Annotated in this window: 15 protein-coding genes; 1 reads left to right on the forward strand and 14 read right to left on the reverse strand. The window is 39.1% G+C overall.

Translation table 11 applies throughout. From position 1 onward, the window contains the following. Positions 1-2: 2 nt before the first annotated feature. From LROSL1_RS07905 to LROSL1_RS07965, 13 genes are all read right to left on the reverse strand, one after another. Complete coding sequence (locus tag LROSL1_RS07905) at positions 3-1,427, reverse strand: APC family permease (RefSeq protein WP_178914279.1); 1,425 nt, start codon at positions 1,425-1,427, stop codon at positions 3-5. Positions 1,428-1,472: 45 nt separating this feature from the next. Further along, complete coding sequence (gene ptcA / locus LROSL1_RS07910) at positions 1,473-2,510, reverse strand: putrescine carbamoyltransferase (RefSeq protein ID WP_178914280.1); 1,038 nt, start codon at positions 2,508-2,510, stop codon at positions 1,473-1,475. Between the two features lie 238 nt (positions 2,511-2,748). Next, entirely contained in the window at positions 2,749-3,480 is a 732-nt protein-coding gene (locus LROSL1_RS07915; RefSeq protein WP_178914281.1) for an L-ribulose-5-phosphate 4-epimerase, read from the reverse strand. Beyond that, complete coding sequence (locus LROSL1_RS07920) at positions 3,480-4,379, reverse strand: L-ribulose-5-phosphate 3-epimerase (RefSeq protein WP_178914282.1); 900 nt, start codon at positions 4,377-4,379, stop codon at positions 3,480-3,482. The genes LROSL1_RS07915 and LROSL1_RS07920 overlap by 1 nt, the downstream gene beginning before the upstream one ends. Next, positions 4,369-5,907, reverse strand: coding sequence for an FGGY-family carbohydrate kinase (locus tag LROSL1_RS07925; protein ID WP_178914283.1), 1,539 nt, complete (start codon positions 5,905-5,907; stop codon positions 4,369-4,371). The genes LROSL1_RS07920 and LROSL1_RS07925 overlap by 11 nt, the downstream gene beginning before the upstream one ends. Before the next feature lie 16 nt (positions 5,908-5,923). Beyond that, on the reverse strand, positions 5,924-6,934 hold the full coding sequence (locus LROSL1_RS07930) for a hypothetical protein (protein WP_178914284.1): 1,011 nt from the start codon (positions 6,932-6,934) through the stop codon (positions 5,924-5,926). A gap of 148 nt (positions 6,935-7,082) precedes the next feature. Further along, on the reverse strand, positions 7,083-8,039 hold the full coding sequence (locus LROSL1_RS07935) for an NAD(P)-dependent oxidoreductase (RefSeq protein WP_017262971.1): 957 nt from the start codon (positions 8,037-8,039) through the stop codon (positions 7,083-7,085). Between the two features lie 34 nt (positions 8,040-8,073). Further along, positions 8,074-9,039 (reverse strand): amidohydrolase family protein, encoded by a 966-nt coding sequence (locus LROSL1_RS07940; protein ID WP_017262970.1) that lies wholly within the window; start codon positions 9,037-9,039, stop codon positions 8,074-8,076. A 31-nt stretch (positions 9,040-9,070) separates the two neighbouring features. Beyond that, positions 9,071-10,525, reverse strand: a complete 1,455-nt coding sequence (locus LROSL1_RS07945; RefSeq protein WP_178914285.1) for a PTS galactitol transporter subunit IIC — start codon at positions 10,523-10,525, stop codon at positions 9,071-9,073. 20 nt (positions 10,526-10,545) lie between these two features. Further along, the gene (locus LROSL1_RS07950; protein ID WP_178914286.1) at positions 10,546-11,289 is read right to left on the reverse strand and encodes a sugar phosphate isomerase/epimerase family protein; all 744 of its coding nucleotides are present in this window, start codon (positions 11,287-11,289) and stop codon (positions 10,546-10,548) included. Positions 11,290-11,386: 97 nt separating this feature from the next. Then, a complete protein-coding gene (locus tag LROSL1_RS07955; protein WP_178914287.1) occupies positions 11,387-11,854 on the reverse strand; it encodes a NanQ anomerase/TabA/YiaL family protein in 468 nt (155 codons plus the stop codon). 33 nt (positions 11,855-11,887) lie between these two features. Next, entirely contained in the window at positions 11,888-13,138 is a 1,251-nt protein-coding gene (locus tag LROSL1_RS07960) for an MFS transporter (RefSeq protein WP_178914288.1), read from the reverse strand. A gap of 11 nt (positions 13,139-13,149) precedes the next feature. Then, positions 13,150-13,599, reverse strand: a complete 450-nt coding sequence (locus LROSL1_RS07965) for a NanQ anomerase/TabA/YiaL family protein (RefSeq protein WP_178914289.1) — start codon at positions 13,597-13,599, stop codon at positions 13,150-13,152. Between the two features lie 579 nt (positions 13,600-14,178). On the opposite strand from LROSL1_RS07965, the gene LROSL1_RS07970 reads away from it, so the two are divergent. Then, the gene (locus LROSL1_RS07970) at positions 14,179-15,186 is read left to right on the forward strand and encodes a LacI family DNA-binding transcriptional regulator (RefSeq protein ID WP_017262964.1); all 1,008 of its coding nucleotides are present in this window, start codon (positions 14,179-14,181) and stop codon (positions 15,184-15,186) included. 261 nt (positions 15,187-15,447) lie between these two features. On the opposite strand, the gene LROSL1_RS07975 is transcribed toward LROSL1_RS07970, so the two are convergent. Beyond that, complete coding sequence (locus tag LROSL1_RS07975; RefSeq protein WP_017262963.1) at positions 15,448-16,125, reverse strand: hypothetical protein; 678 nt, start codon at positions 16,123-16,125, stop codon at positions 15,448-15,450. Positions 16,126-16,242: the final 117 nt, after the last annotated feature.

Raw genomic sequence — 16,242 nt, forward strand, 5'->3', positions numbered from 1 at the left:
AGTTAGTCCTTTCCGCTGACATTCGCCGAATGAGTTGAATTTTGAGAAACCTTTTCATCTTTCGTGCTTGAATCGTCTTGTCGTTCCGCAACTCGAACAACGATTTCACCGACAATAACTGCCAAAATGGTACCAATTAGAATCGGAACTTTGTTTGCCAACTCTGATGCTGACCCATTTAACGGTAAAATTGATAACAAAATTGTCGCAACAAGTAATACTTCAGGAACCCATGTCATAAAATTGATCATGAATTTCCCGCCGGGTACTTTAAATGGTCGTTCGCGTTGCGCATCATCACGTCGTAACTTCCAAAATGCTGGAAACATCATCGTGTACGACAACAGCAGTGCCACTACATTTAATGCAAAGAATGCCCAAAAGATATTTTGATTTGGAATAAATGGCGACGCTACTACCAAAACTGAAGCAATAATCCCATTTAAATACCCAGTACCCACAGGCATTCCCTTGGCATCTTCTTTACCAAAGATAGCCGGTAATGCATGATCCTTAGCCGCATAGTTAGCAACGTAATTAACACCTAGCGCCCAGGAAACCATTTCTGATGCGAGAATGTATAAAAACATAATGCCAATGATAACGACAAACCAGTTCATATGACCAATCATCAGCACGAAACTATCAATCAAACCAGAAGAAGCTGACAACTTATCGGTAGGAATAGCAGCGCCCATACCGAACGCAGCCAATAAATAGAAGAAAGCAATTAATATACCGCCATAAATAATGGCCTGCGGAATTTGCTTCTTAGGATTATCCATATCGTCAGCCATAGTTGCGACCACTTCAAAGCCCAGAAAATTGAAGATAATTACCGAAAGGTTACTTAAACTTGAAAGGTTTAGTTTCGGTAGCAAATTGGTTCCACTAAAGTTATTTGCTAAACCTTTAGTTGCTGCAAAGTAAATCCCCATAATTCCCAGTGATAATATCGTAAATATTTTAGCGAACGCCGCTAAATTCATAATCCATTTACTTTCACTAACTGGTTTATTACCTAATGTAACAACCGTCCAGACGAAGGCAAGTTCGATGATAATAGTCCAGAACGTATTGAAATGAACTCCGAATATTTGTCCAGCAACTTCCGCGAATAGCACGCCAAGGCTGGCCATCCATAATGGATAATTTAACCAATAAAGCCATGCCAAACGACCACCCCAGCGACGCCCAAAGGCTTGTTTAACCCAGTCATATAAGCCACCATCGCCAACGTACGTCGTCCCTAATTCCGATGAGATGAGTCCGTACGGAATGAAGAAGAGAATTAGTAGAAAAATCCACCAAAAGAACTGTGATGGTCCAATGGCTGCAGCCGGTGCTGCTGATTCAACAACGAGTACCACAACGACCGCCATTAGCACCGCATCAAATAACCGAAACTTTTTCTTTTGCTTGTTCATCGCAATTTCCTTTCACGACACTGCCAAAAGTGTTTGGAAATAGATTTAGTCACTGACAAGGTTGGTGTCCACTTGCTGGGCCAATAAATCGTCAATTTCGCTTTGATACTTTTTAGCTTCAGCATCTGAAGGATGTTTGATGCGTGGATTTAATAAGTAAGTAAAGATTGCACGCATGGCTGTCTTTCGATTACCAGCCTCTTCCCATGCTAATGAATAGTCAGAATCAATAACTTCATCTGTGACTTCCTCACCACGTGATGCAGGCAGGCAGTGTAAAAATTTGACATGATCTGAGGCCTTAGCAACAAGGTCGGCGTTTACTTGGTACTTTGGATAAAAGATCTTCATCCGTTCGTCCTTTGGCAACTCTGACTCATACAAGCCGTACCAAACATCTGTATAGATAAAGTCGGCATCCTTCAATGCTTCATCAGCATCTTCAGTAACAAGAACTGAACCACCAGATACTTCAGCATTCTTTTTACCAATCGCTAACGTTTCAGGCTTAATCTGGAATCCTTTTGGTCCAAATTGAACAAAGTCCATGCCCATCTTGGTTGCCATAAACATCGTTGAAACACAAACCTGTGTTGCATCCCCGACAAAGACAATCTTGCAGTCACTTAATTTCTTGCCTTCTGGCAGATGCTCACTCATTGTGATGATGTCACCAAGTTCTTGCGTTGGATGGTTATAGTCACTCATAAAGTTAACAACTGGTACTTGAGCAAACTTACCAACTTCAGCAACCGTCTTGTGACGTTCAACCCGTGCACCAATGATATCTACAATGTTCCCTAGAACATGCGAAGTATCTTCAATAGTCTCATGACCACCCAGTTGAATTTGACCAGGGGCTAAGTATTGGGCGTGCCCACCCAATTCTGTCATTGCGGCTTCAGCTGAGGTCCGTGTACGGGTTGATGACTGTTCAAAAATCATGCCTAGTGTTTTATCTTTTAATACTTGCGGATAATAACCTGCATTGATTGACTGCTTTAATTTAATGCCCAAATCAATCATGTATTGAATTTCTTCTTTGGTATAAGTATTGGTGTCGATAAAATCACGTTTTTGCATAATGTTATGCTCCCTTTTGATATTTATTTTTCTTGCTTACGAGGACAGCATAACGGTCAACACCATTAAAATGAAGCGCTTTCATAATAATCAAAACGCATCAGAAAAAGGGTGTAACGTGTTTCATTTGACGAAACATGTTACACCCTTCAATTTTTCTATTAGACCGCTTTTAGTCAGATAAACGCAGGATAGACGTTAAAAGACATCAAACAGTTAAAATGACTTTTGTTACATCTTAATTTTCTCGCACAGCATGGTCTTTTGAATGTACGTTGTTTTGACCGTAGTAGGCATTATTGCCATGTTTACGATAATAATGTTTGTCCAGCAGATATTGCGGCAGTTCACTATTTGATCGAGTCAGCTGCAGTGTGTGATAATCTTCTCCCGCAACGACTTCTAAAACTTTAGCATTATAAACGGCTTTATCTGGTGTCGGTCCCCAAGCAAATGGTCCATGTTGACTTACTAGAGCCGCGGGGATCGCTTCATAGTCTAAATGACGTTCCTTGAAAGTTCTGACAATAGCTTGACCAGTATTACCTTCATAGTCTGCTTCAATTTCTTCTTTAGTTAAGGCGTCAGCGGCTGGAACATCGCCGAAAAAAGTGTCAGCGGCCGTCGTATTGAAAGCAGGTACATCCATTTTAGCTGCTGCAAAGGATACTGCCCATGGTGAATGCGTATGAACAATTCCACCAATCTTTGGAAAGGCATTATACAATACCGTGTGCGTTGGAGTATCACTTGAAGGATTCATCTTGCCTTCGACAACTTCACCTTTCAGATTGACAACTACCATATCTTCAGGTTTTAAGTTTTCATAGTCCACACCTGATGGCTTAATAACGAACAGACCTTTATCGCGATCTATTCCAGAGACATTACCCCAAGTAAATGTAACTAATCCCAATTTAGGTAGTTGCATATTTGCTTCATAAACCTGCTGTTTTAATTTTTCGAGCATCAGTTTGCCTCCTCAGTTTTTTTAATATCAATAACTTCTTGGTGAATATTCAACTTGGTAAACAAATTATCGAAAAAAGCTTTTGCTTTCTTTATCTCGGCAATTGGGTTTTCAGCCGTTTCCGTCCACATTTCGACCGTGTAGCTTCCTGAATAATTTAATCGCTTTAGTGTTTTGAGACAGCCTTCAAAGTCAACGTCGCCTTCCCCAAAGGGCACATTCTTGAATTGTCCTTTAAATGTCGGAGTGACTCTTTTGGTGTCTTTCAGATGGACAGCAACAACATCATCCATATTATTTTCCAAGTCTTCTGCAACGTTATTTTCAGGCCATGCAGAAATATTTCCGAGGTCTGGATATCCTTGAAGCCAAGGGCTTGGAATTTGCTTTTTGATATGTGCAATTTTACTAAGCGAGTTTAAAAACGGATCATCCATTGTTTCAATCGATAACATTACAAGTTTCTTAGCCGCCATTTCTACACATTTCGTTAAGTCTTCAATGAACCATTCACGACTTTGAACCGTTTTTTGCTCATAATAAACATCGTATCCTGCCATCTGAATATTACGAATTCCAAGATCGACAGCCAAGTCAATCGCTTTTGACATCATTGATAACGATTTTTCTCTGACCGCTGGATCTGCTGACCCGAGTGGAAAACGTCGATGGCCAGATAGCATCATCGTATTAATTCGACTATTTGTGCGCCACATTGCCTGACGAAATTGTTGCCGTTGTTGACGTGACCAATCAAGACGTGACAGCCGTTCATCGCTTTCATCAATCGAAAACTCTAAAAAATTAAAGCCCAACTGGTGCACAAGATTGAATTTTTCTTCCCAACTTAAATTTTGTGGTAGTGCCTTTTCATATATTCCAAGTGCATTAGTCGTCAATTGTATTCATCTTCCTTTGCATAAGGTCCAACTGTTCCCACTGATTATCCATTGCCCGTCCAAATGTCTGATAGGTCTCGTACTTAGTGGCATACAAATCAACTTGCCGTGGGTCCGGTTCAATGCGTTTGATAACATGTGTCATTTGGTTAACCGCTTCACCAAAATCGTTAAAAATATTGGCCCCGACGCCAATTGCCATTGCGCCACCAAGACCACCTAATTCACTCACATCCGTTAATTCAATTGGCAAGTTTAGAACATTCGCAAACATTTGTACCCAACTGGGCGAGTTAACAGCTCCACCTGACATTCGAATAGCTTTAGGTCGATGTCCCAAAACTGCCAATAACTGTTCAAAATGTTGTCGGTGTGCAAAGCAAATACCTTCATATACAGATTTTATTAGCTCTGATTTTGTCGTGCCACTACGTAAACCAATGAAACTTCCCTCAGCATCTGGACTAAGATTGCTACCATACAAAAATGGGTAAAACAAAACCTTAGTGAATGTTGCATCAGTGGATTCCAGAAAACTCTCCAACGTATCATAAATCGATTTTCCACTGGCTTGTGCATCACGTATTTCCGCAGTCATTAACATCTTTATTATGATGTTCAAGTTCCCAGCAGAGGTCGGGCTAGAAGCTTCGATCAAGTATTGATTAGTCGGTAACAATGAGTTCATAAGTCCTGAACTCTCGGGAGCCAAAGTTCGACTTGGAAAAATATTCATATTCCATGTACCGGCAATAATACTAAATAGACTATCGTCTAAAACTCCGGTTGCGATTGCACAAGCATCGATGTCAAACATCCCTGCATACACCGATAATCCTTCTGGCAATCCACTTTGTCTTGCGACATCTTTAGAAATTTGTCCACAACAATCGGTTGCGTTTACCAAACTGGGTAATGCTTCATATATTTCAGAAATCCCAAAGAAATGAGTTAATCTGCTGTCATACTCGCCAGTTTTTAAATTGATTAAGTTATTACCCGATGCGTCACCACGCTCTTGAACGACCTTGCCAGTTAACAAATACCTGATAAAATCTTTGTTCGACAACACCGCTCCTATTTGATCGTAATCGGCTCTTCGATTGTCTTTAAGCCACTTTAAAATGACAGATGCTTGACTTGGCATTACATGTTGGTGACTAATTTCAAAAATCTGATTAACATTACTTTCATATTTTTCTGCTAAGGATTCTGCTCGACTATCTGCCGATAAGATCCCATTCATAAATGGTCGATTGTCTTTATTTAATACATAAAGTCCTTTTCCGTGGCCGACAGTTGTTATGCCCACAATCTCACTAATTGGAACTTTCATTCTGTTAATTAAGGTCTTGATTGCGTGCATTAGGTTTTTAAACAATTCGTCCAACTGAATTTCATGAAAGCCTGGGCTGGGTTCAATATCTTTGGTCGGAAACGAGAAAACATCAACTTGCGCCCCATGTTCATCAATAAGCACAACCTTTGTGTTAGTACCACCATTATCGATGGTTAAAAAATAATGCATGTAAATTCACCATCCGTTATTCAGCATTTCTGACTGCATAAACCGCAACCTCATTTGCCTCCCGGTTTGCCGAAAGCAGATATTGTTGTCCATTTTTCTCATACACAGTTACATTACTTGGACCCACCTGCTTGTCAATCACCGTAGCACTGAGCTGGTCATCACTAATTAACTCTAGGTTTTGTGCTCCATCACGCCAACCAAATATGAAATAGTTCTTTGATCCGAGCTGACCACCCCAGATTGCGTGTCCAAAAGGCGTATCAGGCTCACTTCGTTCAATTGTCTGAAAACTAGCATTTGACATTCTTAAATATGGACCATGAAATCCCTCAATTGTTAAATACTCATTTTCCCCATCATTATTTATATCGGTGCTGTAAATGTCTGATGTTTCAATGCTAGAAAGCTGAGTTAGTTTCCATTTAGTGCTGTCAGTTGATGGTGGAACCAATTTAAAAATACCCTCGACACCTGTAACCAGAGAATATCCGTCCATCCGCTTATAACCGTGATTTTTCGTAATTCGGACAGAAAGAGGTGTTTTATCAACAATTCGGTCATTTACATCATCATAAGTACCAACCCAGATTTTTCCCGGATCACTCCAATCATCGGTATTCCGTTTTGAATTAGCTATACTGCACCCGACATACCAGAATCCCTCGTTGTCTTTTTTTGGAATAATATCAAAACGGTGGACATAAGGAAAACTGCCAATGACTTTCTGATCCCAATCAGTTCCATTAAATGTTTCTTTAACAATTCGACATGTTGCGGAATTGAATCCTGGATAAAAACGCTGTGTTGCTAAAAAGTTTAGTGTTCCAGGAATATTTACCATTGTCATAGTTCCGCCTACATCAGGCCATACAGTGGTTCTAGAAAAATGGTTATCTAGATCATATGCGTAACAAGGCCGATTCTCCTCAGAAGCAACGATAACAAAGTCTCGATTTTCAGCAGTCATTCGCATAATTGCATAACAATGATCTAGTTCATCACTGAATATTTTTTCAAATTCCATCTACTTGTACCTTCAATCATTTTCTCAGTTGTTTTCAGGTTAATCGCTTAACTTACGGACGTCAAGACATCTTCGTCTAAATTTTATTTTATACTGCCCATCAAATAGAAATCTCCTAATGGAGAAACACACATTAGGAGATTCAAAATCACTTGTTAACTTGATTAATAGCCGTACCATCACGAAGGAATGAAATCAAGTTTTGTGAAGCTTCTTTGGCAATTGCCGTACGTGCCTCTAATGTACCTGTACCTGCATGAGGACTTAAAATCACATTATCCAACGCACGCAAAGATTCAGGAATATTCGGTTCTGTTTCAAAAACATCTAAGCCAGCTCCAGCAATCTGACCGTCCTGTAATGCTTTAATTAAGTCATTCTGTTTTACTAGAATACCACGAGCCGCGTTAACCAAGTACGCAGTATTCTTCATCTTGTCAAATACATTTTCATTAAAGATACCAACAGTGGATGGTAATGCAGGAGCATGCAACGTAATAACATCTGATGTAGAGACAAGAGTATCAAAATCGACAAACTTTACAGCTAGTTTTTCTTCTAAATCTTTATCGAGGCGACGAGCATCATTGTAAATCACGTTCATTCCAAGAACTTGACAGAATTTGGCAACTTCAGATCCAATGCGACCCATGCCATACACTCCAAGTGTTTTTCCTTGCAAACTCATGCCCATATACTTTTGCTCAGAAACATCCATCCAATTTCCACTCCGAACAACTTTATCATAGAAATACAAACGGCGGACTGTTGCAAGTATTAAGGCGAAAGTCATTTCTGCAGTGGGTACACGGACACCCATTGGACAGTTAGAAACGACAATTCCTTTAGATTTTGCATATTCGATATCAATGTGGTCAAAGCCAACTCCGTTAGCCGTAATAATTTTTAGGTTACTGCCGGCATCAATTAATTCGCGATCCCCTTTTGTTCCCATCAAAAGCAAACCGTCAAAATTTTTAACGTTAGCTAAAATCCATTCTCGCGTTTCTTTTTCAGGTTCATAGGTCACGTCAAAAACTTCACGTAATTCTGTTAAACCTTGTTCTGGAATTATACCTGTAACTAAAATTTTTGCTTTAATCATTTTATTAAACCCCTTCGTTACGATTTTTAGTAAATTACTTCATAACTGGATCGTCCGCATCTAACATCGCTTTTACATTTTGCGACTTGAAATAGATACGATTGGCGTTGTTGTACATAACGTTTTCAAGCTCATCGGGCGTAAAAATATCGGTATGCTCCAGCCATGTGGCCAAGTTATGATATGAATTAAAAGTTGAGGACCATGGAGAATCCGTCCCCCAAATAATTCGTTTGGATCCTAAAATCTTCTTAGCTAGACTGACGTCTTTCTGGCATCGTGGAAATGGAAAATCAGTTTCGCCTTCAATATCTTGAATGGCTGAAATATCAGTATAGATATTGTCTAAGGGCTTCCATTGATTTAATGCATTAGCTAGTCGATCTAAATGATCTGCATTTGGAAATGAAAGATGACAAACAACAAAATCAAGTTTGGGATATCGCCGCGCCAAATTAAAGATTGCCTCCGGTTCATAACTAAACTGAGAATAGTCACCATAATCTGTTGTTACAACAAATCCTGGGTAATCGGCTAGATAGTGAAAAATTCTTCCAATATTTGGATCTGAATCCAATCGAAATGGCTTATGGTATCCGTGTAAACCGCCACCCTGACTAATTTCAAATTTAATTGCTCTAAACCCTAAATCTTCGACATGACGCCGAACAATTTTCATTGCGGAATCTGTAAAAGGGTCCACAGAAAAGGCAGCCACGAAACGATTGGGATATTTTTTAACCGTTTGATATGAATAATAATTTTGATAACCATTCAAACTGCCTTGCAATAGAACAGCTTTTTCAATCTTGTTATCATCCATGACCTTTAAGGCTGATTCCGCCAAAAAATCGTCATCACCCCACCCATCAGGAATGAGCTTTATCAAAGTTCCGTCATCCCAAATTGTTTGACCATTACCTAATGGCGTCATCCGACCTTTGCCATTAAAGCCCGCTACTGATCGAACAAGGTGTAAATGTCCTTCAATTTTTTTCATGATTTTTCCTCCATTTCCAAATGATTTAAACTTAATAATTTATTTTTTGATTGCTGCCCGAATAACCAGCATTCTTATCTGACATACGCTTCAAATATTGCCAAATAGTAGGACGATAGCGCCGCAATGCGTAGAGTAGAATCAAATATACGAGAACGGCCAGGCCAATCCACAATGGATTTTGTGAAATAAAGGCGGCAAAAATTAAGGCATTAAGGGGGCGCGCCATTAAATTAAAGCTGGTGATCAAAACGATTCCTGCCGGAATAGCGACACCATAATGTGAAACTGCACCAGTATAAACACTACCCAGCCAGCTCGCCGCATATAATCCAAGACTAAACCAAACAATTCCATTGGCAATTACCTTTAGTATATTTCCCTTCGTGATTGCAACAATAGACTCCACCATAAACGGTAAAGAAATCAAATCAACAATTGGTAATGATTTATTCCCAGGGAGGATGAATGCAATGATGACCATGATGGGAATTAAGATCACTCCGGAAATAATTGTTGCAGGTTCGCCATAACCAACACCATCATCGACTCCTAGGAACCATCGTTTCTTATCCTGAATTAAATCTTCAAAGGTGCTTTCTGCATCCCCGTCATTTTCTCGATGTTTGTCAATTTCTTCTGCTAATGGTGTAAATGCCTTGGCAAAAACTCCTGTCACCAATGGAAAAATGGTCATAACGGCTGCAAGTTGAATAGCGAATGATAAAATCTGACCCCAAGCAAGCAGGGTTCCTAAGGCCCTGATGTTTCCTAAGACGCCTATAATTATGCCTAGTAAGGCACCTAATGTTGTTGGTTCGCCAAACACGCCCAACTTTCGTTTAAAATAATCCGGTGTCATTTTAACCTTGTTAAATCCAAGTAAGTTCCACAAAGGATCTAGTATTATTGCCGGTACGGTTTGTTCGATGTTGTGAAGCGAAGAAACAGATGCATTCTTGACCCCGTAATAATCTGACCATCGATCTGCTTGTATTTCCGCTAATGCTAATGCATAGAGTAACATGAAAAATGAAAGTCCTAGCGAGAGCCAAAAATTGTGTGTTACATAAAAGCAAAGTGTGCCCCAAATCATAAATCCAAAATTATTCCACAAATTTGAAGCCATAAAAATTTTAGTAATACCTAGTGCGAACAAAATTAACTCTGCAATTAAACCAAATACGAAAAAACTAAGCCCAACACTAGATCCAAATGATGCAAGCGAGCCTGCCTGCCAGCCAATATCAACGACAGGCAACTTAATCCCAGTATTGTTGACCATTTGCTTAATGATCTTTGTAACTACGGGCGTAAACATTGTGATAATCCAACCAAAGCCAGTTAATCCAACCCCTGCATAAAAAGCACTCATCATCGCAGTTTTGGGTTTAACTCGCAGGAACAAAGCAACAACAAAAATCATTATCGGAACAAGAACGCTTGCACCAAATGTTTGAAAAACCTTATTTACAGTTTCCAACATGTTAATTTTCCCCTTCCACCTTACTTAGACGATAAGAACGACTTTACTTGTTCTAAATCTTCGGCAATAACTTCAGGCGTGCTGGCATACTCAAACCCCAAATATCTCGCCATTGGTAAAAGCTTAATTAGCGAACGCCAATCTAGGTCGCCTTTTTCCAAACTATCAGTCACCTGTCGGCGCTGGTCAATCAACATTTCATTCTTTAAATGAACGTAATCAGTAACATTTGCTAAAGCCACAGCCGCCTCATTCGCAGTGGCCGACAACCAGCTCCAATTTGCAATATCGAAGCAATAGCTAATATGAGGAATAGCCGCCCCCTCTATAAGTCTAAAAAAACGTTGTGTCGCAACCAGATCACTTTCAGCCAGTGTTTGATTGTTTTCAATTTTTAAACTAAATGTTCCATCAAGTAACCGAACTAAACCAGCCGAGTTTAAATAACCACATTTGCCTAAATTCAACTTAATGTTTGAGGCGCCCATTTGATGCATTTGTTTAACATAGTGTGGCAATTTCGAATTCAACTGGCCATTCTTGTACAAAACGTCATTCACACTATAAAAAACACCAATATTTTTTCTCTCGCTAACCTTTTTAATTCTTTCCAGCTCTTCTGGGCGACCATTTAAAAATTCGCTACGAACTTCAATAACGTCAAAGCCCATTTTCTTTGACTCTTCAATAATGTCAGCTTGTGAAATACCCTTTTTCAACTGGTCTTTAAATGCAATTGTGTTAATAACATAACTACACATCATTACTGCTCCCTTCATAGCTAAAACGGCTACCACACAGATAGAAAGTTTAAAATAGCTTTCGAGTTAAGCGGTTAACAAAAAGAATAAAAAAATCCAATTAGTCTAATGCGATTTTCACACACAGTTTGTGATTATGATTAACTTTACCATCGACAATACCATGAGCTGCGTGTAAATCTGACGGATCAAAAATGGCGTAATGACGATCAGTTAACAATGCTTTACTGTGAAAGGCTGGGTGCTTAAAGTACTGAATTTCAACATCGGGATCGTAATCGCTTGCTGCTTCTGCGGTTCCTGCATCCGCCCATCTAACCCATTCTGCACCTTGAATCATATAATGAATGTCAATGTGTTTACGATGTGTTTCATAGTTCATCGTGGCATACTCACGTGTGTCATATTCTTGAAAACGCAATTCTACGCCATCGGCAATTTCTTTGTTACCGATTGGTTCAGCAAGTAATTCTTCCGTTGAATGTGCATCTAACCAATCTAAAGCTGTTTGAATGCGTTTTTGAATTTTTTCATCCCGACGATGTGCCTTACTAAGTCCAAATTCCATAATTATTTTTTCTCCTTTTATCTTATCTATTTTTTACTCATTCTTTTGAGCGTCTGATTCTCTAACGAACAACAATGCTACAACAGCAATTATTGGGAATACCGAAATAATTAAATACGAAGCCACATAACTACCACTGGATGCCAAAATCTGTCCAAGCAGAATTGGTGCAAGAAATGATCCCACCTGATTGAAGACGTTGATAAAACCAGAAACCGTACCTCGCTGATCTGCTGGTGCAACTTCAACTGAAAGGTTGTTCGTAATAGTACTAAACATAAACGCACCGACACCCATTGCGCCTGTCCAGAAATACAATAATGCAGTATTCCCATGTGGCGTTAACGCAAAGCCAATAATTGTTGGTGTGAAAATCGCCATAAATATCGCCGCCCATACGTGTCGAGACCACTTGGAGTGATCCGAGATCCATCCCGCCACAACCATTGAGATAACGGAGGTGATTCCAAAAATTGCCATTGCAGAACCGGCAGTAACCAAACTAAACTTCAAGTTTTTAACCATAAATAAGTTTGCCCAGTTGGTCACTCCCCATTTGGCGCCTGTCGCAAACAGTCCCGTAATTGCTAACATCCAAACACTGCGATTGTTAATTGCTTTGCGTAACCGCTGCATCGATGATTCAGTTTCAACTTTGCCATCACTTTCCTTCACACCAAACTGTTGTGGAAAAGGTGGTGTTCCTTTAAGCGCGAACCATGCAAAAATCAATGCCGCAAGTGGAAACAGTGCTGTGACCCCTAGGGCTGCCCGCCAGCCATAATGAACCATTACTGATGGTGCATACAGGTTGATAACCGTCAGACCAAAAGACGTACAGGTGTTAAATATTCCAGTAGCAGTCGCACGTTTTTTACCGTCAAACCATTCTGTGATGATTCCTAAACAGGCGGATAAGTCAGGTCCACTCACCAGCCCAAGCACAAACCTTAGAACCAGACCGTCCCAATAGCCCTGCATGAAAACCATTGCACCCATAACAACTAAATTGCCTAGAACAGCTACTAATAAAAGTTTTTTGTATCCAAACTTATCGGCTAGCATTCCTCCTGGCAACACAGTAATCGCATAACCAATATAAAATGCAGTTAAATAATTGCTACCCTGTTGCACTGTGAAATGAAGTGAATCAATTGCCGAGGGCATAATCGTTGCCCACGATAAACGCGTTATAAAACTGATTAAAAATGCAAACCATATTCCCGCAAGAACCACGAACTGTTTGCCAGTCCATCGACCATGCGAGGCTAAATTGTTTTCCATCTTTGTTGCCCCTATCTACCTAATTTCAAGACTAATTTTCGTACGTGAGTTGATTTTCCAATTGCACCATTTGTTCTATGCGGTTCGTGCATGCCGATCAAAACAAAATCACCCTGATGGAGCATAATTCGGTTGAAATGATCTGGTTGTTCTACATACTGAATATCTCGATCGTCGTTATAATCTGTCATCGCTACAAAATTTGTATTAGGTGAAACATCTATTTCTTCTTCACCTGCACAGATGTAGTGCAGGTCCAATCGTTTTTGATGAATTTCAAAATTGAAATTTTCAATTGATTCCGTTTCATATTCCAAGCACTGAACATAAAACCTTTCGCCATCCTGGTGGCTTCTTCCTAGTGGAATAGTATCCAAATCAGTCTTTTTTAAAAAATTTACTGCCTCAAGCACTCGCGCATAATCACTCGATTCAAATCCGTCTATATTTACAAAAAGCATCTTAATATCACCCCCTTTCTACAGAAATAAGTTAATCGTTTAACTAAAAACATGAGATTTCATAGATAGGCTTCGTCTTTTTTAAAAGTCGACTTTATTATGATTTCTATGGTTAATCGCTTAACTAAAACAGTAAAAATAAATAGATTCGATAAGATCCCATCCTATGGGCTACCAATTCTATAAGAAAAATCGTTTTAGTTTGTCCTTGGTTAATCGCTTAACTTTCAAAGCAACATCATTGTAAACGATTACATTTTCGAATGCAACTATTTGCTGCTAAATTCACAAAGTTTATCACTCTTTCAAATCATTTAAAGAATCCTGAATGTATACTTACCGAACTTATTCACACTTATTTGCAAATTACTCACCTATTTTTTTACATTAAGCCTCACAAACTTTTGTAGTAAGTAAAAATAGCTTTTCAAACAATTTCATTTTTGATAGGCTAATCAGGTCGATCATTTTGCACTTCAACCCAACTATATAAGTTAAGCCTTATTAAGCCGGCTACATGATATAATCAGTGTTGAGAAGGATATATTCTTTGCACTACGACCACAATGGAGGGTCATTTTGAATAAATTCACGATAAAAGATATTGCCAAGTTAGCTAATGTCTCCACAGCAACTGTTTCTTATTTTTTAAACGGTAACTACGCGAAGATGTCTATCAATACAAGAAGAAAACTGGCAGATATCATTTCAAAAACAAATTATTTGCCAAGTACAACAGCTCGTAATTTAGCCAAAAACGAAAATAAAACAATTGGCGTTTCTGTAGCAGATATTACAAACCCCTTCACTTCGCCTGTGATTTCGGGAATTTCCGAGAGGTGCGAACAGTATGGGTACAAAATGGTCTTTACCAACTCCAATAATGACGAACGGCGAGAAATTGAAAATATTAATCGCTTGCGCCAAGAAGAAGTAGCTGGCTTGATCATTGATCCAGTTAATCCAGATGGCGACATTTATAACCAGCTATCAAACCTTTACACGGTCATTGTGGATCGTCAATCCAAACGTAATTTGATTGACACGATTGTGACTGATAATACGAAATCAGTGTCCGAAATGACCGCAAAAATGGTTCAGAAAGACTATGATGATCTTTACTTTATATCATGGCCTTTAGATGAAGTAAGTACCAGAATCCACCGTTACACTGGGTTTCAACAAGCAACTCATTATGCAGGTGATGATCACTTATTGATAGTTCCCTATAACTATGACTTAACAACAGATACTAGTTTTAAAGATGAAGTATCACAAATACTTGGTCAAACTAATAAAAAGATCGGTTTTTTCACCATGAATTCGCGTGTTTTGCAGGAACTATTAAAGGTCACTCAATCTTTGGCCTATAACTATGCAAGCGACTTTGGTGTAGCCACTTATGAAGAATTTGAATGGATGCAATTGATGCGTCCAGGGATTAGCTGCATTAGGCAAGATTCGTTTGCCATCGGTTACTCAGCAATGGAAATGCTGAAAAATAAAATTGAATCTAAGTTAACAAGCGAACCAAAAGCAAAAATTAAGGTTATTCCAACTAAAGAAATCATTCGTGAAAGTTTCTGAAACACAATTAAGGCTACCAATTACGTCATAGATCGCACTGTAATTGGTAGCCTTAATTGTGTTTTTATTGTTTTTTATCAAGAATACGTTTTCTCATATCCACACGCATGATGCAAGGAAAAATTAACAATGCACTGAACATGCTTTGTGTAACAATTGAAATATACATTGACACGTCAAATATATTCAAAACTCCTGCCGACTAAAAAGCCCCACCAAAGTGAAACTTTTATTTTAGTACTTATTCAAATATTCAATAGCCTATTTGCTACCCTTGAAAATCGGTATCTTTGTTTCGACAACTTTTGAAACATCCATTGGTTCAATGCCATTCCGTAAAATAGTGTGCCACTGATCCCCAGGCGTACGCACTACATCATCTAAATAAAGTTCCATGTGCCAGCTTTCCGAGGCAACTGAACGATAACCGGCGTCTTGAATGAATTTTTGCAATTTGATGTTTGCTGGTCCAATGCGGGTCAGTACCCCATTATTGCCAATTTGGGCTTCAAGTCCTTCAGAGAAATGAAGCATTCGGATATCCCATAAATATTGTTGATCAACGTTAGTAATGTCAAATTCAGCCGTTTGTAAAATTTCCTTGGTGATAAATGCTGGTTGACGAATCATCAGTTGATAACGCCACTCTGCATCACGACCAGGTGTGACTCTTTCCCACATTGCCTGTAATGGATATCGTTTAAAGGGTGTATACCCTTCTATCTCCAAATTATTATCAGGTGCGTTTGCCAAATAATCAGCTACTTTGTACAGAGCGTCTGCCTTCGCTGTGAAATCACGGTTATTCGGATCAGCTTTACCAACACCTGATAAAACAATATATGAACGGGTCGGTAAATCAATAATTGAACCTTTGTCGATATCATGGGTATATTCTTCCGGATCATCTGCTTGCCAATTAATTTCTTTATTTATCATTATTATCACTCCCAACAACAGCGTAGCATATTACCAGCTTCAATGAAAACGCTTTCTTGACTTCGAGAAATATTTGTTAAACTTATACAAAGCCCCATAATTGTTAGCAATCTTGTC

The organism is Furfurilactobacillus rossiae (genome assembly GCF_013394005.1).
In the GTDB taxonomy this organism is placed as follows: domain Bacteria; phylum Bacillota; class Bacilli; order Lactobacillales; family Lactobacillaceae; genus Furfurilactobacillus; species Furfurilactobacillus rossiae.

What these genes read in the sequence shown, in the direction of transcription:
- LROSL1_RS07905 (WP_178914279.1), bottom strand. Translation starts at nt 1,427, where the DNA reads ATGAACAAGCAAAAGAAAAAGTTTCGGTTATTTGATGCGGTGCTAATG.
- ptcA (WP_178914280.1), bottom strand. Translation starts at nt 2,510, where the DNA reads ATGCAAAAACGTGATTTTATCGACACCAATACTTATACCAAAGAAGAA.
- LROSL1_RS07915 (WP_178914281.1), bottom strand. Translation starts at nt 3,480, where the DNA reads ATGCTCGAAAAATTAAAACAGCAGGTTTATGAAGCAAATATGCAACTA.
- LROSL1_RS07925 (WP_178914283.1), bottom strand. Translation starts at nt 5,907, where the DNA reads ATGCATTATTTTTTAACCATCGATAATGGTGGTACTAACACAAAGGTT.
- LROSL1_RS07930 (WP_178914284.1), bottom strand. Translation starts at nt 6,934, where the DNA reads ATGGAATTTGAAAAAATATTCAGTGATGAACTAGATCATTGTTATGCA.
- LROSL1_RS07935 (WP_017262971.1), bottom strand. Translation starts at nt 8,039, where the DNA reads ATGATTAAAGCAAAAATTTTAGTTACAGGTATAATTCCAGAACAAGGT.
- LROSL1_RS07940 (WP_017262970.1), bottom strand. Translation starts at nt 9,039, where the DNA reads ATGAAAAAAATTGAAGGACATTTACACCTTGTTCGATCAGTAGCGGGC.
- LROSL1_RS07945 (WP_178914285.1), bottom strand. Translation starts at nt 10,525, where the DNA reads ATGTTGGAAACTGTAAATAAGGTTTTTCAAACATTTGGTGCAAGCGTT.
- LROSL1_RS07950 (WP_178914286.1), bottom strand. Translation starts at nt 11,289, where the DNA reads ATGATGTGTAGTTATGTTATTAACACAATTGCATTTAAAGACCAGTTG.
- LROSL1_RS07955 (WP_178914287.1), bottom strand. Translation starts at nt 11,854, where the DNA reads ATGGAATTTGGACTTAGTAAGGCACATCGTCGGGATGAAAAAATTCAA.
- LROSL1_RS07960 (WP_178914288.1), bottom strand. Translation starts at nt 13,138, where the DNA reads ATGGAAAACAATTTAGCCTCGCATGGTCGATGGACTGGCAAACAGTTC.
- LROSL1_RS07965 (WP_178914289.1), bottom strand. Translation starts at nt 13,599, where the DNA reads ATGCTTTTTGTAAATATAGACGGATTTGAATCGAGTGATTATGCGCGA.
- LROSL1_RS07975 (WP_017262963.1), bottom strand. Translation starts at nt 16,125, where the DNA reads ATGATAAATAAAGAAATTAATTGGCAAGCAGATGATCCGGAAGAATAT.